The 20,932-nt window shown below is 73.2% G+C and carries 15 protein-coding genes and 3 pseudogenes; 12 read left to right on the plus strand and 6 right to left on the minus strand.

Features of this window, described 5'->3' with window-relative positions; translation table 11 throughout:
* The first annotated feature begins 36 nt into the window (after nt 1-36).
* The 6 genes and pseudogenes from D3105_RS08200 (at nt 37) to D3105_RS08220 (ending at nt 8,483) form a co-directional block, all read left to right on the plus strand.
* The gene (locus tag D3105_RS08200) at nt 37-3,057 is read left to right on the plus strand and encodes a DEAD/DEAH box helicase (protein ID WP_118901608.1); all 3,021 of its coding nucleotides are present in this window, start codon (nt 37-39) and stop codon (nt 3,055-3,057) included.
* Nucleotides 3,058-3,065: 8 nt separating this feature from the next.
* Nucleotides 3,066-4,421 carry an SWIM zinc finger family protein gene (locus D3105_RS08205; RefSeq protein ID WP_425315726.1) on the plus strand — a complete coding sequence of 452 codons (1,356 nt, stop codon included), beginning with the start codon at nt 3,066-3,068 and terminating at the stop codon, nt 4,419-4,421.
* A gap of 43 nt (nt 4,422-4,464) precedes the next feature.
* Nucleotides 4,465-5,196 carry a hypothetical protein gene (locus D3105_RS08210; RefSeq protein ID WP_030814029.1) on the plus strand — a complete coding sequence of 244 codons (732 nt, stop codon included), beginning with the start codon at nt 4,465-4,467 and terminating at the stop codon, nt 5,194-5,196.
* Nucleotides 5,197-5,230: 34 nt separating this feature from the next.
* A pseudogene (locus D3105_RS34490) lies at nt 5,231-5,316 on the plus strand.
* A 303-nt stretch (nt 5,317-5,619) separates the two neighbouring features.
* Nucleotides 5,620-6,846 (plus strand): AAA family ATPase, encoded by a 1,227-nt coding sequence (locus D3105_RS08215; RefSeq protein WP_118901559.1) that lies wholly within the window; start codon nt 5,620-5,622, stop codon nt 6,844-6,846.
* 95 nt (nt 6,847-6,941) lie between these two features.
* A complete protein-coding gene (locus tag D3105_RS08220) occupies nt 6,942-8,483 on the plus strand; it encodes a VWA domain-containing protein (RefSeq protein WP_240646842.1) in 1,542 nt (513 codons plus the stop codon).
* Between the two features lie 29 nt (nt 8,484-8,512).
* On the opposite strand, the gene D3105_RS08225 is transcribed toward D3105_RS08220, so the two are convergent.
* Nucleotides 8,513-9,724, minus strand: coding sequence for a pyridoxal phosphate-dependent aminotransferase (locus D3105_RS08225; RefSeq protein ID WP_118901565.1), 1,212 nt, complete (start codon nt 9,722-9,724; stop codon nt 8,513-8,515).
* Nucleotides 9,725-9,809: 85 nt separating this feature from the next.
* On the opposite strand from D3105_RS08225, the gene D3105_RS08230 reads away from it, so the two are divergent.
* Both D3105_RS08230 and D3105_RS08235 read left to right on the plus strand, forming a co-directional pair.
* Nucleotides 9,810-10,538: a winged helix-turn-helix transcriptional regulator gene (locus tag D3105_RS08230; RefSeq protein WP_206272687.1), complete on the plus strand. Its 729-nt coding sequence runs from the start codon at nt 9,810-9,812 to the stop codon at nt 10,536-10,538.
* Between the two features lie 73 nt (nt 10,539-10,611).
* The gene (locus tag D3105_RS08235) at nt 10,612-11,259 is read left to right on the plus strand and encodes a uridine kinase (RefSeq protein ID WP_118901571.1); all 648 of its coding nucleotides are present in this window, start codon (nt 10,612-10,614) and stop codon (nt 11,257-11,259) included.
* A 59-nt stretch (nt 11,260-11,318) separates the two neighbouring features.
* On the opposite strand, the gene D3105_RS08240 is transcribed toward D3105_RS08235, so the two are convergent.
* Both D3105_RS08240 and D3105_RS08245 read right to left on the minus strand, forming a co-directional pair.
* Nucleotides 11,319-12,230, minus strand: a complete 912-nt coding sequence (locus D3105_RS08240; protein ID WP_118901573.1) for a carbohydrate kinase family protein — start codon at nt 12,228-12,230, stop codon at nt 11,319-11,321.
* Between the two features lie 29 nt (nt 12,231-12,259).
* Nucleotides 12,260-13,196 (minus strand): annotated as a pseudogene (locus tag D3105_RS08245) (pseudouridine-5'-phosphate glycosidase).
* A gap of 104 nt (nt 13,197-13,300) precedes the next feature.
* Between D3105_RS08245 and D3105_RS08250 the strand changes: the two are divergent.
* On the plus strand, nt 13,301-13,663 hold the full coding sequence (locus D3105_RS08250) for a cupin domain-containing protein (RefSeq protein WP_118901576.1): 363 nt from the start codon (nt 13,301-13,303) through the stop codon (nt 13,661-13,663).
* A gap of 80 nt (nt 13,664-13,743) precedes the next feature.
* On the opposite strand, the pseudogene D3105_RS08255 reads toward D3105_RS08250, so the two are convergent.
* The 3 genes and pseudogenes from D3105_RS08255 to D3105_RS08265 form a co-directional block, all read right to left on the minus strand.
* Nucleotides 13,744-14,792: pseudogene (locus tag D3105_RS08255) on the minus strand (MFS transporter).
* 98 nt (nt 14,793-14,890) lie between these two features.
* A complete protein-coding gene (locus tag D3105_RS08260; RefSeq protein ID WP_118901579.1) occupies nt 14,891-15,448 on the minus strand; it encodes a methylated-DNA--[protein]-cysteine S-methyltransferase in 558 nt (185 codons plus the stop codon).
* Between the two features lie 74 nt (nt 15,449-15,522).
* Nucleotides 15,523-16,410: a glycerophosphodiester phosphodiesterase family protein gene (locus D3105_RS08265; RefSeq protein ID WP_118901582.1), complete on the minus strand. Its 888-nt coding sequence runs from the start codon at nt 16,408-16,410 to the stop codon at nt 15,523-15,525.
* 231 nt (nt 16,411-16,641) lie between these two features.
* Between D3105_RS08265 and D3105_RS08270 the strand changes: the two genes are divergently transcribed.
* The 3 genes from D3105_RS08270 to D3105_RS08280 all read left to right on the plus strand — a co-directional run.
* The gene (locus D3105_RS08270) at nt 16,642-17,550 is read left to right on the plus strand and encodes an MHYT domain-containing protein (protein ID WP_118901585.1); all 909 of its coding nucleotides are present in this window, start codon (nt 16,642-16,644) and stop codon (nt 17,548-17,550) included.
* A gap of 39 nt (nt 17,551-17,589) precedes the next feature.
* The gene (gene uvrB / locus D3105_RS08275) at nt 17,590-19,731 is read left to right on the plus strand and encodes an excinuclease ABC subunit UvrB (RefSeq protein ID WP_118901588.1); all 2,142 of its coding nucleotides are present in this window, start codon (nt 17,590-17,592) and stop codon (nt 19,729-19,731) included.
* A gap of 201 nt (nt 19,732-19,932) precedes the next feature.
* Nucleotides 19,933-20,932 (plus strand): TerD family protein (locus D3105_RS08280; protein WP_206272688.1); only part of this gene is annotated, 1,000 nt, incomplete at its 3' end.

Raw genomic sequence — 20,932 nt, forward strand, 5'->3', positions numbered from 1 at the left:
CCGGAGACCGGGGATCGAGGGGGAGGGGGAGTGGACATGACGGAACAGACCCGTGAGGGCGAGGCGCGGACCGCCGACGTCGCCCGTCTGCTGCGCCACCCCGCGGTCTTCCTGCCCGGACCCGTTCCCAGGGAAGGCCGCATCGCCTTCTGGGACCCCCACGCCGACGGCGGCTCCCGCCCCGACGGCGACCCGTGGCGGGCCGACCCCGCCCCGGAGCGGCCCGGGACGCCCTTCGCGTACGCGGACGCGACCGCGCGCCCCGACACCGTCCCGTACACCTCCGCCCGGATCACGGTCGTCCGGCCGGACGACCCCGCGGGCCCCGGGGACGTCCGCGCCGCAGAGGCGCCCGCTGCCCTGCTGTCCGTGGCCGACGCGCTGCCCCTGCTCGTCCGGGCCCGGCAGCAGGCGTCCGCCCACCCCGCCACGCGCTGCTGGGGCGCGGCCGCCCTGCACGCCCTCCACCTCGTCGCCCGCGGCCGGATCCTCCCCGGACTCACGGCGGACGGCCACGACGCCTGGCGGGCCGGCCCTTCGGACGCCGAGGACGTGGCGCATCTGCGGGCGGTCGCCGCCGCCCTGCCGCCCGAGGGGCACGCGGTGCCGGTCCCCGGCTCCGAGCCGCCCCGGCTGCCCGTCCCCGAGGCGCTGACCGGTGCGTTTTTGGACGCCGTCGCCGACACGCTGCCGCGCACGCCCGCCGCCGCGTTCGCGATGGGCGCGCCGTTCGCCGCCCGCGAGCCCCAGCATCTGCCCCAGGCCGCCGCCTGGGCCGTCGAGGTGGCCTCGGGCCTCGACGCGGGCGTGCGGATCTCGCTGCGCCTGGACCTCTCCGCGTACGAGCTGTTCGACACCGCAGACACCTACGCGGTCACCGCCGCCCGCGAGGAGGCGGAGACCGCCGACGGCCCCGCCCGGCCGGAGGGCGCGGACGATCCGGCGGTCCGTCCCGCCGCCGCGGCGATCGTGCAGGTGCACAGCCTCGCCGACCCGACGTACGTGGTGGACGCGGCGGCCCTGTGGAACGGCGGCGCGGGCGAGCCGTTCGGACCGCGCTCCCAGGTCGACGCGGTGCTGGCCCTGCGCCGCGCCGCCCGCGTCTGGGCCCCGCTGGAACGACTCCTGGGGCAGGCCGTCCCCGATGTGCTCGCGATCACCGAGGACGAGCTGTACGAGCTGCTGAGCGACGCCGGAGCCCGGCTGGCCGCCGCCGGGGTCGAGGTCCGCTGGCCGCGCGAGCTGGCCCGTTCGCTGACCGCGGCCGCCGTCGTGCGGCCCGCTCCCGGATCGGCCACCGACGGCACGTCCTTCTTCGACGCCGAGCACCTCTTCGCCTTCGACTGGCAGCTGTCCCTGGGCGACGAGCGGCTGACCGAGGCCGAGATGGACCTCCTGGCCGAGGCGCACCGCCCGGTGGTGCGGCTGCGCGACCAGTGGGTGGTCGTCGATCCCGCGCTCGTACGCAAGGCGCGCAAACGGGAGTTGGGGCTCCTGGATCCGGTGGACGCGCTGGCCGTCGCGCTCACCGGCAGTGCCGAGGTGGACGGCGAGCGGGTCGACGCCGTCCCGGCCGGGTCCCTCGCCGCGCTCCGGACCCGCCTCCTCGCCGACGACACGACGATCGCACCGCCGCCCGGCCTCGACGCGACCCTGCGCGACTACCAACTGCGCGGTCTGGCCTGGCTGGACCGGATGACCTCGCTCGGGCTCGGCGGCTGCCTCGCCGACGACATGGGCCTCGGCAAGACGATCACCCTCATCGCCCTCCATCTGCACCGGGCGCACCCCTCGCCCACCCTCGTGGTCTGCCCCGCCTCCCTCCTCGGCAACTGGCACCGCGAGATCAACCGCTTCGCCCCCGGCGTGCCCGTGCGCCGCTTCCACGGCACGGACCGGAGCCTGAGCGATCCGGACGGCGGGTTCGTCCTCACCACCTACGGCACCATGCGATCCAGCGCCGCGCAGCTCGCCGAACAGAGCTGGGGCCTGGTCGTCGCCGACGAGGCGCAGCACGTCAAGAATCCGCACTCCTCCACCGCCAAGGCGCTGCGCACCATCCCCGCCCCGGCCAGGGTCGCCCTCACCGGCACCCCCGTCGAGAACAACCTCTCCGAGCTCTGGGCGCTCCTCGACTGGACGACCCCCGGGCTGCTCGGCCCGCTCAAGGCGTTCCGGGCCCGGCACGCCCGGATCGTGGAGAGCACGGACACGGCCGCCGGGCTCGGCAACGACGAGGCGGTCGAGCGGCTGTCCCGGCTGGTGCGCCCCTTCCTCCTGCGGCGCAAGAAGTCCGACCCCGGCATCGCCCCCGAGCTGCCGCCCAAGACCGAGACCGACCACCCCGTCTCCCTCACCCGTGAACAGGCCACGCTCTACGAGGCGGCCGTCCGCGAGACGATGGCGCGGATCGAGGCGGCCGAGGGCATCGCCCGCCGGGGGCTGATCATGAAGCTGCTGACCTCGCTCAAGCAGATCTGCAACCACCCCGCGCAGTATCTGAAGGAGGAGCCCACCCGGCTCACGGGCCGCTCCGGCAAGCTCGCCCTCCTCGACGAACTGCTCGACACGATCCTCTCCGAGGACGGTTCGGTCCTGATTTTCACTCAGTACGTGTCGATGGCGCGGCTCCTCTCGGCGCACCTCGCCTCCCGCGCGATCCCCTCCCAGCTCCTGCACGGCGGTACGCCGGTGCCCGAGCGGGAGCGGATGGTGGACCGCTTCCAGTCCGCCGAGGTCCCCGTTTTCCTGCTCTCCCTCAAGGCGGCCGGCACCGGGCTGAACCTCACCCGCGCCGCCCACGTCGTCCACTTCGACCGCTGGTGGAACCCGGCCGTGGAGGAGCAGGCCACCGACCGGGCGTACCGGATCGGCCAGACCCAGCCCGTCCAGGTCCACCGGATCGTCGCCGAGGGCACGGTGGAGGACCGGATCGCCGAGCTGCTGGAGTCCAAGCGGGCCCTGGCGGACGCGGTGCTCGGCAGCGGGGAGAGCGCCCTGACCGAGCTGAGCGACCGGGACCTCGCCGACCTCGTGTCCCTGCGGAGGCCCGCATGAGCCCGCGCCTGAGCCCCCGCCCGACCACCGGACCGGCCGCCCGCAGATCCGCCCCGCGCGCCCGGATCGGCCCGGACGACCTGCGCCGCACCTTCGAGGCGGTGCCCGCCCGCACCTCCGCCGAGGGCGAGCCCTTCGCCGACAGCTGGTGGGGCAGGGCCTGGGTGGACGCGCTGGAGTCCCTGTCGATGGACGAAGCCCGCCTCGCCCGCGGCCGGGCGTACGCCGACGACGGCCAGGTCGCCGCGATCACCGTCACCCCCGGGCGCGTCGTCGCCTATGTGCACGGCAGCCGGGCCCGCCCCTACCGCGCCGAGCTGCGGCTGCGAACCTTCGCCGACCCGGGCTGGGAGGCCCTGCTCGACGCGGTCGCCGAGCGGCCCGGCCATCTGTCCGCGCTGCTGGCCAAGGAGATGCCGCACTCCCTGGCCCGGACGGCCGAGGAGGCCGGGGTCCGGCTGCTGCCCGCCGCGGACGACCTCGACCCCAGCTGCACCTGCCCCGACCACGGGCGGCCCTGCAAGCACGTCGCCGCCCTCTGCTTCCAGACGGCGCTGCTGCTCGACAGCGACCCGTTCGTCCTGCTGCTGATGCGGGGCCGGGGTGAGCGCGAGCTGCTGGACGTGCTCGCCCGGCGCAACGCCGAACACTCCGCCCGCGAGCGCCCCGCAGCCCCGGCCATGCCCTCGGTCGCGGCGGACGAGGCCTTCGCCGCCCGCTTCCTGCCGCCGCTCCCGGCGCCCCGCCCCGTCCCGCCGCACCCGGGCCAGCCGCCGTCGTACCCGGACCTGCCCGGCGCCCGTGACCCGCTGGGCCTGGACGCCCTCGCCACCGACGCCGTCGCCCGCGCCCACGCCCTGCTGACCACCGGCCGCGATCCGCTGGCTGGGCTCACCGCCTGGCAGGACGCTGTCCGCCTCGCCGCCGCGCGTCCGACCGCCGGGCTCACCGCCACCACCCGCGCCCTCTACCGCGAGCTGGCGTACGCCACCGGCCGGACCACCACCGACCTGGCCCGTGCCGTCGCCGCCTGGCGCCAGGGCGAGGCGGAGGGCCTGGCCGCCCTGGAAACGCCCTGGGACCCGCCGGCCGGCCCCTTCGACCGGGCCAGGCCCGCGCTGGCCGCCGCCGGCTTCCCGCGCTTCACGCCCTGGCGCAACCACCTCACCCACCCGGCCGGTTCGCTCCAGCTCCGCTTCGGCCAGGACATGCGCTGGTACGGCTACGAGTCCGACCCCGGCGCCGACGACTGGTGGCCGCGCGCCGCCCCGGACCCCGACCCGGTCTCCGCCCTCGGAGCCCTGCTCGCCGGTGACTCCGTCCCGGAAACGGCCGGGGACGACGACCCCCACTACGTACGGTAAAACCCTTGGTCGGCAGGGCGTTGACCTTGCTAGCGTCCTCGACGTGGCGAAACTCAATCAGATCATCGCGGTGGAGAAGGGCGTCAAGTCCAAGGCGCACCAGGACCTGACGGCGGCCCATCACGGCCTCCAGAAGGCCGCGTTGCTGGCCGGGATCTCCCGTACCTACCAGCCCAAGGACGAGGAGGGCGAACAGCTTCCGCCCGAGTCGACGCTGGTCCAGGTCAAGGCCGAGGACGTGCTGCGGGACACCGCGACCACGCTGACCCGCCTCTTCGATGTGACCGCCACGAAGGACTGGGCGAACTGCTCGGCCCGCGCCGATGTCAAGGTCGAAGGCCGGGTGCTGGTGAGCGAGGTGCCGGTGGCGTATCTGCTCTTCCTGGAGAAGCAGCTGACCGACCTCAACACCTTCGTCCGCAAGCTGCCCGTCCTGGACGCGGCCGAGGCCTGGGTCCAGGACCCGTCGACCGACTCCTGGAAGACCGAGCCGGTCCGTACGCTCCGCACCAAGAAGGTCCCCCGCAACCATGTGAAGGCGGAGGCCACCGAGAAGCACCCGGCGCAGGTCGAGGTGTACTACGAGGACATCCCGGTCGGGTACTGGACGACCGTCAAGTTCTCCGGGGCGCTGCCCGCGCGGCGCGTCAACGAACTGCTGGACCGGATCGAGAAGCTCCAGCAGGCCGTGAAGTTCGCCCGCGAGGAGGCCAACGGCGCGGAGGTCACCGACCAGCGGGTGGGTGATGCGGTATTCGGTTACCTCTTCGGGTGACCGACCATGGATTCCCCGGCCGCCGTCTCAGGCGGCCGGGGTGCGCGAGGAGCGCAAGCTGAAACTGAAGCTTGTCGTGAAGGCGCGGTCCCAGTGGAGGTTCGACTCCTCCCTCCGGCACGGGCCGGAGTAGCCCAAGCAGGCAGAGGCAGACCGCCGTCAATCTCAGACTCTTGCTCCAGACTCAGCATTCGCCGCCGATCGCCGGATCGAACGGGCCCGGGCCCGCGCGCGTCGAGATGCCGGTTCAAGTCCGGCCCGCAGAGCTCCGATCTGCGGTGGTCCAAAGGCAGGACGCGACGACATCATGACTGACCCGGACTCTTAAACGTGCCGGCGTGCCAGATGGGCGGCGCTCACAGGGCCCGGAGGCCGGCTACGCCTCCGGGCCCGCTCCCGTTCCGCCGGGAGGCGCAGGGCACAATGCAGGGCGTGCAGGGGACGGATGTGCAGGGAACACAGGACACGCTGGACACGGCGGAGAAGCTGCGAGCCGTCCGCGACGAGCTGGCGGACCGGTTCTACGAGCGGGCCGAGGTGGTGCGCACCCTGCTGGTGGCCCTGCTGGCCGGACAGCACTCGCTGCTGCTCGGCCCTCCCGGTACGGCGAAGTCCGAGATCGCCCGGGAGCTCACCGGCAGGATCGACGGGGCGGCCTACTGGGAGATCCTCCTGTCGAAGTTCACCGCACCGACCCGGATGTTCGGCCCGGTCGATGTCGCCGCTCTGGCCCGGGGCGAGTACCGCCAGGTCTACGAGGGCCGGGCCACCACCGCGCATGTCGCCTTCATCGACGAGATCTTCAAGTGCTCCACCGCCGCACTGAACGAGACCCTGGGCTACCTCAACGAGCGGATCTACCACCCCGAGAGCGGCGGCCAACCGATCCACTGCCCCCTGATCGGCGCCATCACGGCGAGCAACGAACTGCCCGCCGGGGAGGACACCGCCGCCATCTACGACCGCCTGCTGGTACGGATCGAGGTCGGCTATCTGGCGGACCCCTCGAACTTCGCGGCGCTCATCCGGTCCGCCGTCAGCCGACCCGAGCCGGCGGTCCGGACCACGGTGGATCTGGCCGCGCTGCAGCACGCCGTGGCGGTGGAGGTCCCGGCCGTGGGCGTTCCCGACTCCGTCGTTGACGCGTTGTGCTCGCTGCGAGCCGCCCTGCGCCGCAAGGAACTCGTCGCCTCCGACCGCCGCTGGCGGCAGGCGGTGGGGCTGCTCCAGGCCTCCGCGTACCTGGACGGCCGTGCGACCGTCGCCGAGAGGGACCTCCTGGTGCTCACCCATGTGCTGTGGGACTCCCCGGCCCAGAGCCCCACCGTCGAGCGCGAGGTCCTGCACCTGATCAACCCCGACGCCAAGGAGGCGCTCGACCTGGCCGACACCCTCGACGAACTGGAGGCCCAACTCGACGCCCTGGCGGGGCAGTCCCGCGAGGTGCTGAGCGACTGGGTCATCAAGCAGGCCCACAACAGGCTCGCCATGGCGGGCAGGCGGCTGGAGAAGCTCCGTGAGGAGGCGACTGCGGCGGGCCGCTCGACCGCCACCGTCGACCGGGTCACCGGCCGCCAGCGCGCCGTCCGCGCCCGCGTGCTCACCGAGGCGCTGGGCATGGACGCCGCCACGGTCCAGGCGCAGCTCTGAACGCCGGGACGGGACCGGGCTCCTCCGCGGCCGACGGACACCCCGGGGCTGGACACCCCGCCGCCGGGCACTCCGAGGCCGGGGATACCGGGGCCGTGGTCGCGGACCGGTTCGAACGGGTCACCTGGCGCGACACCTACGAGCAGTCGGCCGGACTGCGTGAACTGGCCGAGGCCCTTGAGGCACACCACGACCACGCCACCGACCTGCTGACCGACGTGTTCCTCGCCGCGTACAAGGCCGGCCCGCGACTGCGTGAACCCGCGGAGATGCGGGCCTCCCGGCTGGTCAACCACCAGCTCCTCACCCAGGTGATGGCGTCACCGGACTTCGCCGAGCTGCGCCGGGAGACCGTCGGCGACCCGTACGCCGCCGCCATGGCCGTACTCGCCCAGTCCGCCGCACTCCGCCGGATGCTGGAGTGCTCCCGAGGCGCCCGGGAGCAGGCCGAGCGGGCGGAGGAGGCGCTGCGGGCCGCGCAGGACGCGGCGGCGGCCGTGGCCGAGGCGCTCCAGCGGGCCGCCGACCGAGCCGCACCGGCCGGGCCGACCGAGTCGTACGACGACATACCTGCCTCCGCCCTCGCCGACCCCGTCCGCCGGGCGGTCGAGGCCGCCGGGGCCGCCGGGACCACCGCGCGACAGGCCGCCCAGGACGCCGCGCAGGCGGCAGCCGGTGCCCCGGGCATCCGTGCCGCAGCGCACCACGGGGTGGCGAAGGCGGCCGGGGCCGTGCGGGAGGAGACCGCGCTGATGCGGGCCTGGGGCATCGGTCCCGGCGAGCTGGAGCGCATGCCGTTCGAGCGGCGCGCCCGGCTCGCCGAACGGCTGCGTACCGGCCGGCTCGCCGAATGGGCCGAACTGATCGGCCGTTTCCGGCAGATGGCCGACGGAGAGCGCGCCCGCAAGGTGGAGAACGCCCCCGGGGAACTGATCGGCGTCACCCTGGGCGACGACCTCTCCCGACTGATCCCCTCCGAGCTGGCCCACCTCGGCCTGCCCGCGACCCGTGCGGTCTTCGCCGCCCGCTACGCCGCCGGTGAGCTGATGCTCTACGACAGCCGGGGCGAGCAGTCAACGGGACGGGGGGCCGTCATCGCGTGCGTGGACACCTCCCACTCCATGTATGCGGCGGGGCCCGGCGGAGTCACCCGGGAGGCGTGGTCCAAGGCGTGTGCCCTGGCGCTGCTCGACCAGGCCCGCCACGCGGGCCGTGACTTCGTCGGCATCCTGTTCTCCGCCGCCGACAAGGTCCGGGTCTTCCGCTTCCCGGCCGGGCGGCCCACCGGCATCGACCAGGTGCTCGACTTCGCCGAGACCTTCCTCGGCGGCGGAACCAGCTACCAGACCCCGCTGACCGCGGCTCGCGAGCTGCTGGAGGAGGAGTTCGACGAGGCCGCCACCGTCCGCGGCGACATCGTGATGATCACCGACGACGAATGCGGCGTCACCGAGGAGTGGATGCGCGGCTGGAAGGACGCTCGGCGTCGACTGGGCTTCCGCGTCTTCGGCCTGGCCGTCGGGGCCCCGCGCGCGGCCGACGCGGGCTCCGTCCTGGACGCCCTCTGCGACAACCTCCGCTCCATCGAGGACCTCGCCGACGTCCACGCCGCCGCGGACCTATTCCGCGTCATCTGACCGGGGAGCCCGTTCGACCGGGGAGTCCGTCACTGCCGGTATCCGCTGAGGAAGCGGCCGATGCGGCTGATCGCCGCGTCGAGATCATCAGCGTACGGAAGGGTCAGGATGCGGAAGTGGTCCGGGCGCGGCCAGCTGAAGCCGGTGCCCTGCACCACCTGGATCTTCTCCCGCAGCAGCAGGTCCAGCACGAACTTCTCGTCGTCCACGATCGGATGGACCTTCGGATCGATGCGCGGGAAGGCGTACAGCGCGCCCTTCGGCTTCACGCACGAGACGCCGGGGATCTCGTTCAGCCGCTCCCAGGCCCGGTCGCGCTGCTCGTGCAGCCTCCCACCCGGGGCGACCAGCTCCTTGATGGACTGCCGTCCCCCGAGCGCGGCCTGAATGGCGTACTGCGCGGGCGCGTTGGGGCACAGCCGCATGGAGGCCAGCATCGTCAGGCCCTCCAGGTAGTTGCGGGCGTGCTGGTGCGGACCGGACACCACCATCCAGCCGGAGCGGAACCCGGCCACCCGGTACGTCTTCGACAGGCCGCTGAAGGTCAGACAGACCAGGTCCGGGGCGAGGACGGCCGCGCTGTGGTGCTCGGCGCCGTCGTACAGGATCTGGTCGTAGATCTCGTCGGCGAACACCATCAGCCCGTGCCGTCGGGCCAGATCGAGGATGCCTTCCAGGATCTCGCGCGGATAGACCGCGCCGGTGGGGTTGTTCGGGTTGATGATCACGACCGCCTTGGTCCGGTCGGTGATCTTCGACGCCATATCGGCGAGGTCCGGGTTCCAGTCGGACTCCTCGTCGCAGACGTAGTGCACGGCCTTGCCGCCCGCGAGCGTGGTCACCGCCGTCCACAGGGGGAAGTCCGGGGCCGGGATCAGCACCTCGTCGCCGTCCTCCAGCAACGCCTGCACGGCCATCGAGATCAGCTCGGAGACCCCGTTGCCGAGGAACACGTCGTCCACGCCGACGTCGGTCAGCCCCATCGACTGGTAGCGCTGGGCCACCGCCCGACGGGCCGAGAGGATGCCGCGCGAATCGGTGTAGCCATGGGCCTGGGGCAGCATCCGGATCATGTCCTGGACGATCTCCTCGGGGGCCTCGAAGCCGAAGAGCGCGGGATTGCCCGTGTTGAGCCGGAGCACGCTGTGGCCCGCCTCCTCCAGGGCGTTGGCGTGCTCGATGACCGGGCCCCGGATCTCGTAGCAGACCTCGTTGAGCTTGCTGGACTGCCGGAACTCCATGCGCTGCCTCCCGAGCCGAATTGCGATACTTGGTTTTACCAAGCTTGAGCTTGGAAAGTCCAACAACATGTCTAGACTGCGTCGCATGCCACGTCAGCAGCAGCCAGCAGCACGTCCAGCAGCACGCCCCGTCCGTCGCCGGAGCTACGACCAGTTCGACGCCACCGCCCGCGCCCTCGACTCCGTCGGCGACCGGTGGACGCTGCTGATCGTCCGTGAACTGCTGGGCGGGCCGCGCCGGTACACGGACCTGCACGCCGACCTGCCCGGTGTCAGCACGGACGTGCTGGCCTCCCGCCTGAAGGACATGGAGCAGTCCGGACTGGCGTTGCGCCGCAAGCTGCCGCCCCCGTCGGCCGCGTCGGTCTACGAGCTGACCGAGCGCGGCCACGGCCTGCTGCCGGTGCTCGCCGCCCTCGCCGAGTGGGGCGCGCCGGCCCTCGCCGAGCGCCGCCCGACCGACGCGGTGCGGGCCCACTGGTTCGCCCTGCCGCTGCTCGGCGCCCTCGCCGGGCTCACCCGGAAGGGCGTCCTCGAAGTCCGCCTCGACGAGGGAGAGTTCCACCTCCGTGTCGGGCTCCATGCCGGGCTCCATCTCGGTGGGGGAGCGCGGCTCGTGCTGCCGGGCGCGGAGGCGTACGGGGCGGTGTACGGCTACGGCCCCGCCGACCGCCCCGACGCCCGGATCGTCCTCGCCGCGGAGGTCTGCCTGGAGCTGGCGCAGGGCGCGGCGACCCTCGCCGAGGCGGTGAAGGACGGCCGCGTCGAGGTGCTGGGTGACGGCCCGCTCGCGGCGGAGCTGCGCGGGGAGTGAACGGTCCGGTGGGGTGCCCCTTCCGGCGCGCCCGCCCGGAGCGGCCTCCCGCCGGAGCGGTGATGATGGAGCCGTGCGACTCGAAGCGATCACCTGGGAACGGCTGGCGGGCGAACTCGCCCGGTACGGCGTCGGGCTGTCCGCCGCCGACGGCGGGCCCTGGCTGGCCCTCGGTATCGACGGCGCCCCCGCCGCCCGCACCGGCGAGACCGCCGAACGCCTCGCCGAGGAGCTGCGGCTGCGCGGCCGCTCGGTCCTGGTGGTGTCCACCGAGGGGTTCCTGCGCCCGGCGAGTCTGCGCTTCGAGTACGGGAAGCAGGACGCGGACGCGTATCTCGACGGCTGGTTCGACACCGGAGCGCTGTGGCGCGAGGTGTTCGGGCCGCTGGAGGCGGGCGGCTCCGGCCGGGTGCTGCCCGACCTCTGGGACCCCGTGACGGACCGGGCCACCCGCACCCCGTACCACCAGCTGCCCGAGGGCGGGGTGGTCGTCGTGCACGGCCCGTTCCTGCTGGGGCACTGGTTCCCCTTCGCGCTCACCGTCCATCTGCGGCTGTCGCCGGGGGCGTTGCGGCGGCGCACGGCGGAACCGGAACGCTGGACGCTGCCCGCCTTCGCCCGGTACGAGGACGAGATCGCGCCCACGGAACGGGCGGACGTCGTGGTCCGGGCGGACGATCCGGCGCACCCGGCCTGGTCGGGGCTGCCGGGGAGTGGGTGAACCGCGCGCGGTGCGGCCGGCGGCGGTCCTCGCTGTACGCGCGGGGCGGCCACCTGTGCTCAGCGAACCGGTGGCCGACCGCCCACCGTGGCCACGGCCGCCGCCCCCGCCCGACAGCCCTCGGCCGCGGCGGTCACCTCGTCCGCACCGGCCAGCAGGGCCGCCAGGAACCCGCCGGTGAACGCGTCGCCCGCGCCCGTCGAGTCGACCGGGTCGGGCACCGGCGGGGCGGGAACGCGGCCGATCACCTCACCCTCGGCGGCCACCACGGCACCCCGCGAGCCCAGGGTGACAACGACCCGCGGGAACCACCGGCTCAACTCGGCCGCAGCGGCACCGGGTTCGGGCAGTCCGGTGAGCAGCCTGGCCTCGTCCGCGTTCGGCAGGAGCAGCTCCGCCCCCTCCGCGAACTCCAGGAACCTCTTCGGCCCCAGCTCCCCGAGGAACCCGGCCGACGCCGGATCCACGCTCACCAAAATCCCCCGCTCCACGGCGGTGCGCAGGGCGAGGAGGGCGGCGGCCCGGCTCACCGCGGCGAAGAGAAGATAGCCGGAGAGGTGGAGGTGCCCGACGCCGTCCAGCATCGTGGGCGCGAAGTCCTCGACGCCGAGCCGCAGGACCGCCCCGCCGTCGGTCAGGAACGTACGCTCCGCCGCCGCGTCGACCAGGGCGATGACGGTCGCCGTCGGCACCTCGTCGTCCACGGAGAGGAACGCCCGCACCCCCGCCACCTCCAGCGCCTCCCGGTGCCAGCCGGCGGACTCCGCCCCCGCCCGGGCCAGTAGCCGCACGTCCGGACAGCCCGAACGCACGGCCCAGCAGGCGACGTTGGCGCCCGCGCCGCCCGGCAGGGTACGGATCCGGGCCTTCGTGTCCGTACCGTGCGCGAGCGCCGCCCCGTGCCGCGCCACCACATCGGTGACCACGTCCCCCACCACGAGGAGCCCACGGCCGGCCTCCGCACGGCTCACGGGGCGCCCGCGTCCGTCCCCGTGACCGCTCACCGGAGGCCCGTCGCCGTGACGGCGATCTTCGCCGCGAGCGTCACGTTCCCGCGTACGGCCGCGAGGTTCGCCTCCAGCGACGCGCCCCCGGTCCGCCGCATCAGCTGGTCCAGCAGGAACGGCGTGACGCCCTGCCCCGAGATGCCCCGCTCCCGGCATGCGTCCAGTGCCTCCGCCAGCACCCGGTCGTGCAGGGCCGGATCCAACTGATACGCCTCCGCCACGGGGTTGGCGACGATCAGCGCGGACGCCGGCCCGCCCAGCGCCTCCCTCGCCCGGATCACCTCCACCACCTCCCCGGGGCTGTGCACCGTCCAGTCGACGGGTTCGCCCGAGCTGCTCAGATAGAAGCCGGGGAAGTGCCCGGTGCCGTAGCCGACGACGGAGACCCCGAGGGTCTCCAGCCGCTGGAGGGTCGCCGGTACGTCGAGGATCGACTTCACCCCCGCGCAGACCACGGTGATCCCGGTGCGGGCGAGCAGCCGCAGATCGGCCGACTCGTCCTGGTCGGCGGCCCACTCCCGGTGTACGCCGCCGAGCCCGCCCGTGGCGAAGACGCCGACGCCCGCCCGCGCCGCCAGGAACGCCGTCCCGGACACCGTCGTCGCCCCGCTCGCCCCCGTGGCGAGCGCGGGGGCGAGATCGCGGTGTCCCAGCTTGCGTACCGCCGGGTCGCCGGCGACCCGCTCGCAACTGGTCCTCGCCGAGGCCCACATGGGCCCGGCCGTCGAGTACGGCGACGGTGGCCGGAACGGCGCCCGCGGACCGGACGAGCCCCTCCAGCTCCCGGGCCACGGTCAGGTTGCGGGGGCGCGGCAGGCCGTGCGCGATGATCGTCGACTCCAGCGCCACGACGGGCAGACCGGTACTCAGAGCCGCGCGCACCTCCGCCGAGAGCACCGGCTCGTAGGGTTCTGGTGAGTTCTGAGGCATGCCCCATCCCTGTCGCGGGTGGGAGGGGCGCAAACCACGGCCGGACGTTCTCCGGCGGGTCCTGGTCACCCGGTGGCCGGAAGTGGTCGCTAAGGTGACCGGCCATGACGACAAACGACCAGGTCCCCGCCTCCTTCGCCGTGCACATCCCCGACGCCGAGCTTGTACCGGAACCCCTCGATCCGGCGCAGATCGTCTCGGGCGACCCCGTGGTGACGGGCAAGGTGCTGTGGGAGTCACCCGACGGCAAGCAGATCCGGGGCATCTGGCAGATCACGCCCGGAGTGGTCACCGACACCGAGGCGAACGAGCTGTTCGTGGTCGTCAGCGGCCGGGCGACGGTCGCGGTCGAGGGCGGGGCGACGCTGGAGATCAGCCCGGGGGACGCCTGCGTCCTGCGCGAGGGCGACCGGACGACCTGGACCGTTCACGAGACGCTCCGCAAGGCGTACCACATCAGCCTCTGAGGGCCTGCGGGGTCTGCTGGGCCGGTGTGCTGGTCGGCCGCTCGGTCGGTCGGGTCGTTCGGCCGGCCCCGCGGCGCGGGTCAGCCGTCGGCTGTCCCCGGCCGCCGCAGGCTCCGGCGCAGGGCGAGCGTGGCGACCGGCAGCAGCAGCGCGGCGCCGACCGCGTTGAGGGGGCCGTACCCCCACTGGGCGACGATCACCCCGGCCGCCGCCCCGCCGACGCCCGCCGCCGCGCTCATGGTCAGGTCCGAAAGACCCTGCACCGCCGCCTGGGCGGACCGGGGCACCGCGTCGGTGAGCAGCGCCGAACCGGCGATCATCCCCGCCGACCAGCCGAGACCCAGCACGAAGAGGCCCGCCGCGGTCTGCCCGTGCCGGGGCCCGGCCGTGCCCGCGAGCAGCGCGGCGCAGCTCAGCAGTCCCACGGCCAGCCCGATCACGGTCAGCCGGCCGAACCGGTCGGCCAGCCACCCCATCACCGGCGAGAACGCGTACATGCCCGCGATGTGCCCGCTGATGACGAGCCCGATCAACTGGAGATCCGCGCCGTGCCGGCTCAGATCGACCGGGGTCATGACCATGATCGACACCATGGCGGTGTGCGACACGGTGACCGTCACCAGGGCGAGCCGCGCCATCGGGGACGCGCGTACGGCCTCGATCCCGGCGCTCAGGGAGCGCTTCGGCGGACCCGCCGGGCCCTCCGGGGCCAGGGCGCGGGCGGTGAGGAGCGGATCCGGGCGCAGCGCGAGCGCCACGACGAGTCCGGCGAGCAGGAAGACAGCAGCAGCGGGAAGCTCGGCAGCATCGTGGCCAGGACCACCAGGCCGCCGCCCACCGCACCGATCAGATAGGCGAGCATCAGCCCGGACCGGCGGCCCCGGGAGGTCATCAGGGCGGCCAGCGGCAGCGACAGCAGCGCCGTGCCGAGGACGGAGGCGGTCGGCGCAAGTCCGGACAGCGCCTCCGATCCGCTCACCTCGGCGGCGAGCATCGGGGCCAGGGCGATCCCGATGGCCACGCCGAGGCCCCCGAGTATCTGGCTGACGACGAGCACGGCCGACGTCCGGCGCTGCAGAGCGGGCAGGCCGACGGCCGGGACCGGGGGGAGGGAGACGGGTCGGGTCACCGGCGCAGTGTGCCACCGCTCGTCCACCGCCGTGCACCCGGACGGGTGAAACCGGCCCCCACGATGACCGACAACTGCGGCAGGACCAGGGGCTGTGCCTAGAACAGCGGCTGCGGCAGCACCCCCTCCAGCGCCAGCAGCTGCCGCTTGGTCTCCAGACCGCCGCCGAACCCGCCCAGGCCCCCGTCGCTCTCCACCACCCGGTGGCACGGCACCACCACCGGCAGCGGGTTGGCCCCCATGGCGGCGCCGACCGCCTGTGCTCCCTCCGGGCGGCCCACCCGCGCGGCCAGCTCGCCGTACCCGACGACCGTCCCGTAGGGCACGCCGGACGCCAGCTCGCGGAGCACCGCACGGTGGAAGCCGGAGGCCAGCGACCAGTCCAGAGCGAGGTCGAAGTCCCGCTGCTCGCCCGCGAAGTACGCCGCGAGCTCGCGTATCGGCGCGGCGAGCCGGGCCGAACCGGGCGCCGCCACCGGCTCCGTGCCGAACCGGGTCCGCAACCGGCCGAGAGCCGCGTCCCGGACGGCGGGGCGGGCGTGGAAGGCCACGTTCACCAGGCCGGTCGCGGTCGCCGCGAGCAGCAGCTGGCCGATACCGCTGTCCACGACGTCCCACTCGACGGTCGGCTCTCCACCGACCCCGTAGCTGTCCATGCCGACCACCGTACGACCCGCCACTGACAGCGACGGGCCCATCGGTCAGAAGCCCGGAAGGCCGCCCCGTCGCGTCAGCTCGTCGCGTCGCGCACCACGTCGGGGAAGTTGGTGATGATGCCGTCGACCCCGTAGTCACGGGCCTTCACCGCGTCCGCCGCCTTGTTGACCGTCCACGTGTTGACCCGCAGACGCTTGCCGTGCGGGCCCTTGAGCCGCTGGACGGCCGCCACGTAGTCGGCGCCGATCGTCGCGTACGACGGGTTGATCTGATCGGTGAACGCCGCGTACGAGGGCAGGTCAGCCACCGCCGGGGTGCCCAGGAAGCCGGTCGTGATGTCGGGGCGCAGGGCGTGCACCGTCTTCACGCTGTCGGCGCCGAAGCTCTGGATGACCAGCCGGTCCCGTACGTGGGAGCGGTCCAGCCACCCCGACCGGCCCAGCGTCCGGATGATGTCCCGCTCGATGCCCGGGTAGGTCGCCGGGCTCTTGATCTCCAGGAGCAGCTTCTGCCGGTTGCGCTCCAGACGGTGCAGGAACTGGGTGAGCGTCGGGATCCGGGCCCCCGTGAACTGTTCCCCGAACCAGCTGCCCGCGTCGAGCTTCGCCAGCTCCGCCGCGGTGAAGTCCTTGACCGCCCACGGCGCCCGGTCGGGGAAGATCTCCTCGGCGTCCGTCGTGCGCTTCAGGTCGGTGTCGTGCAGCACGACGAGTACCCCGTCACGGCTGCGGTGGACGTCGTTCTCGACCCAGTCGATGCCGAGCGCGTCCGCGGCGTCGACCGCGGCGAGGGTGTTCTCCGGCGCGTAGCCCGACGCCCCCCGGTGGGCCACGACGACCGGGTTCGCCCGCTGCGCGGCGACCTGGTCCGGGGCCTCGGGCCGGTCGGCGGGCAGCAGCAGGGCGCCGGCGCCGAGCAGGGCGGCGGCCGTGGTGGAGGCGGTTGCGGTACGGACGAACACGGGTACTCCTCACGTCGGGAGTGTGCGGACACGCAGAGAGTGACAGCGGCCCGCCAACGCCCGGCGGGGTGGCGATGGCCGCGAAATGAACGGAAGCTTCGGTCCGGGGGACCACCGCCGGAGCACGGCGTGCGGCCGTGCCGATAAAATGCGCCTTCTTTTGTCTGCCTGCCGGGACTCGCCCCTTGGGGACCCTCCTCGACCCCGGGCATTCTCGAAGGGCGTACGCGCATGCAAGGAACAGTCGACGGATTCACCTACGGCCTGGTGACACCGGTCGCGGCGTTCCTCATGGCCGCCCTGGGAGCCGCCCTCGGACTCCGCTGCACCACCCGGTCGCTCCACGCCACACGCTCCTGTCGGGTCGGCTGGCTGGCGCTGGGCTCGCTGTCCATCGGCTCCGGGGTGTGGACCATGCACTTCGTCGCGATGACGGGCTTCACCGTCCAGGAGACGCCGATCTCCTACGACAAGCCCCTCACCTTCGCCGGCCTGGCCGTGGCCGTGGTGATGATCGGCATCGGCATCTTCATTGTCGGGTACCGGGGCGCGACCCGCATGGCGTTGATCACGGGTGGCACCATCACCGGTCTCGGCATCGCCTCGATGCACTATCTCGGCATGGCGGGCATGCGCATGGCCGCACAGTTCGCTTACGACACGCCCCTCGTCGTCCTCTCGGTGCTGATCGCCGGGTGCGCCGCCACGGGCGCGCTGTGGGCGGCCGTGACCCTGCGGGGGGCCCTCTCCGGCCTCGGCGCGAGCGTCCTGATGGCCGTAGCGGTGACCGGGATGCACTACACCGGCATGGCGGCGCTCGACGTGCACCTGCATCTGCCGCCCACCCTGCCGGCCGACCTGTCCGCCGTGCTGCCCGGCGACCGGCCCGCCGAGATGATCGGCCCCATGCTGGTGGGCCCCGGCTGCTTCCTGCTCCTCGCCGCCGTGGTGCTCCTGTTCGACCCCGGGGCCGTGACGGGCGAGTTCGGCCCGGGCCCCCGCCCCGGCCGCCGCCCGGGGGACCTGCGGGACCACCTGGTCCCGCAGGCGCGACGGCGCCCGAGGAACGATCCGCACACGCGAGGCCGACGCCCGCGGAGCACCGCCCGGGAGGGCGCGGGAAGGGCCCGGTACCGCTGATCCGAGGCCGTTGTCAGTGGGGAGCCGTACGGTGGTTGCATGCGGCCCGTTTCCCAGATCGAACGTTCCACGCGGCCTTTCGAGGTCGTCAGCCCCTACCAGCCCAGCGGTGACCAGCCGACGGCCATCGCCGAGCTGGAGCGGCGTATCCGCGCCGACGAGAAGGACGTCGTCCTGCTCGGCGCGACCGGCACCGGCAAGTCGGCGACCACCGCCTGGATGATCGAGAAGCTGCAGCGCCCCACCCTGGTGATGGCGCCGAACAAGACGCTCGCCGCCCAGCTGGCCAACGAGTTCCGCGAGCTCCTCCCGAACAACGCGGTGGAGTATTTCGTCTCGTACTACGACTACTACCAGCCCGAGGCGTACGTCCCGCAGTCGGACACGTACATCGAGAAGGACTCCTCCATCAACGAGGAAGTCGAGCGGCTGCGCCACTCCGCGACGAATTCGCTGCTCACCCGGCGCGACGTCGTCGTGGTCGCCTCCGTCTCCTGCATCTACGGCCTCGGGACGCCCCAGGAGTACGTGGACCGCATGGTCCAGCTCAAGGTCGGCGAGGAGATCGACCGCGACCAGCTGCTGCGCCGCTTCGTCGAGATGCAGTACGCCCGCAACGACCTGGCGTTCACCCGCGGCACCTTCCGGGTCCGGGGCGACACCATCGAGATCTTCCCGGTCTACGAGGAGCTCGCCGTCCGCATCGAGATGTTCGGCGACGAGATCGAGAACCTGTCCACGCTGCACCCGCTCACCGGCGAGATCATCAGCGAGGACCCCACGGTCCACGTCTTCCCCGCCAGCCACTACGTCGCGGGGCCCGAGCGCATGGAGCGGGCCGTCAGCGGCATCGAGCAGGAGCTGGAGCAGCGCCTGGCCGAGCTGGAGAAGCAGGGCAAGATGCTGGAGGCCCAGCGCCTGCGCATGCGCACCACGTACGACATCGAGATGCTCCGCCAGATCGGCACCTGCTCCGGCGTCGAGAACTACTCGATGCACTTCGACGACCGCGCGCCCGGCACCGCCCCCAACACCCTCCTCGACTACTTCCCGGACGACTTCCTGCTCGTCCTCGACGAGTCCCACGTCACCGTCCCGCAGATCGGCGCGATGTACGAGGGGGACGCCTCCCGCAAGCGGACCCTCGTCGACCACGGCTTCCGGCTGCCCTCGGCCATGGACAACCGGCCGCTGAAGTGGGAGGAGTTCCTGAAGCGGATCGACCAGACGGTGTACCTCTCCGCCACCCCGGGGAAGTACGAGCTCTCGCGCGGCGACGGGTTCGTCGAGCAGATCATCCGCCCCACCGGTCTCGTCGACCCCCAGGTCGTGGTCAAGCCCACCGAGGGCCAGATCGACGACCTGGTCCACGAGATCCGCGAGCGCACCGAGCGCGACGAGCGGGTCCTGGTCACCACGCTCACCAAGAAGATGGCCGAGGACCTCACCGACTACTTCCTGGAGCTCGGCATCCAGGTCCGCTATCTGCACAGCGACGTCGACACTCTGCGGCGTATCGAGCTGCTGCGCGAGCTGCGCTCCGGTGAGTACGACGTGCTCGTCGGCATCAACCTGCTGCGCGAGGGCCTCGACCTTCCCGAGGTGTCCCTCGTGGCCATTCTCGACGCCGACAAGCAGGGCTTCCTGCGCTCCGGCACCTCGCTCATCCAGACCATCGGCCGAGCCGCCCGTAACGTCTCCGGCCAGGTCCACATGTACGCCGACAAGGTCACCCCGGCCATGGAGCAGGCGATCGACGAGACGAACCGCCGCCGCGAGAAGCAGATCGCCTACAACACCGAGCGGGGCATCGACCCGCAGCCGCTGCGCAAGAAGATCAACGACATCGTCGCGACCATCGCCCGCGAGGAGATCGACACCGAACAGCTCCTCGGCACCGGCTACCGGCAGGGCAAGGAGACCAAGGCCCCGGTCCCCGCGCTCGGCGGCAAGGCCGCCAAGGGCGGGGCGAAGGGCGCGGCCAAGGGCAAGGCCGCCAAGGCCGGCGCGGTGGTCAGCGACCGGCCCGCGACCGAACTGGCCGGGATCATCGAGGAGATGACCGACCGGATGCGGGCCGCCGCCGCGGATCTGCAGTTCGAGGTGGCCGCCCGGCTGCGCGACGAGGTCGGCGAACTGAAGAAGGAACTGCGGCAGATGAAGGAAGCGGGCATGGCCTGATTCCGCCGTCGACCGCCGGTGCCGGGCCGCTCCCGGCACCGGCGGCCGACACCTTTCCACCGCACCGGGCGGGCCGCGCCGGGTGTGTTGCAAGACCGACACAAAAACGGACCGAAGCTGCTGCCACCCCGGGTGGAATGCGTAGGGTGCGGGGAAACCGCACACGGATGGCTGCGGGGCAATGCCGAGAGGGGACAGCGCGTGACGGTCAATATGACCAAGGGCCAGGCCATCAACCTGCAGAAGAGCGACGGGGGGACCCTGACCGCGGTACGGATGGGGCTCGGCTGGCAGGCGGCTCCGCGCCGTGGCCTGTTCGGTTCGCGCACCCGCGAGGTCGACCTGGACGCCTCGGCGGTGCTCTTCGCCCGGGCGGGTCCGGGTCCCGACCCGGCGGCGAAACAGGCGGGGGCGGCTCCCGGCGGCACAGGCCGCCGGGAGCCGCCCCACGCACAGCACGGCAGTACGCAGCAGGAACACGGCATCGCACGGCCCGGCGCCCACAGCGGCGCGCGGCCGTCGTCGAGGGGGACAGGGCACATGACGGCCGAACTGGTCCGGGGGCAGAACCACACCTTGCCCCAGACCCGTCTGGAGATCCGGGTGTCGGCGGGCACGCCCGTCGTGGCCGGGGCCACCCTCGGCGACGAGCGGGGCACGGTGCGCGGCATCGAGTGGATCGCCCACCCCGGCTCGCCCCAGCTCCCCGGGCTCGAAGTCTCCCAGCAGGCGGCGGCCGACCACCGGCTCGCCGTCGACCTGGAGGCCCTGCCCGCCGGCGTCCACCGGGTCACCGTGCTGCTCGCGCTGCCCGTCGGAGTCGGCGGCCCGGTGCGGTTCGGAGCCGTCCCCGCCCCCTTCGTCGCCGTCACCGGGCTCGACGGCAGCGAGATCGCCACCTTCACGCTCACCGACCTGGACGCCGAGTCCGCGGTCAGCGCCCTGGAGCTCTACCGCCGCCAGGACGCCTGGAAGGTCCGGGCCGTCGGACAGGGGTATGCGGGCGGGCTCGCCGAGATGCTCGCCGACCAGGGCGTGACCGACCCCGACGTCCTGGCCGGATCGATCCAGGAAGCCGTCACCCGGGGCCTGGCCCGCTCGGTGGCCCCGCCGCCGCCCCGCACCCCGGAAGGCGACCGCGTACGGCACGCGACGGGCTCCGCCGACCACCGGCCGACCGCGCCGCCCCCGGCCCCGGAAC

This window comes from Streptomyces globisporus, assembly GCF_003501885.1.
Lineage (GTDB): Bacteria > Actinomycetota > Actinomycetes > Streptomycetales > Streptomycetaceae > Streptomyces > Streptomyces globisporus_D.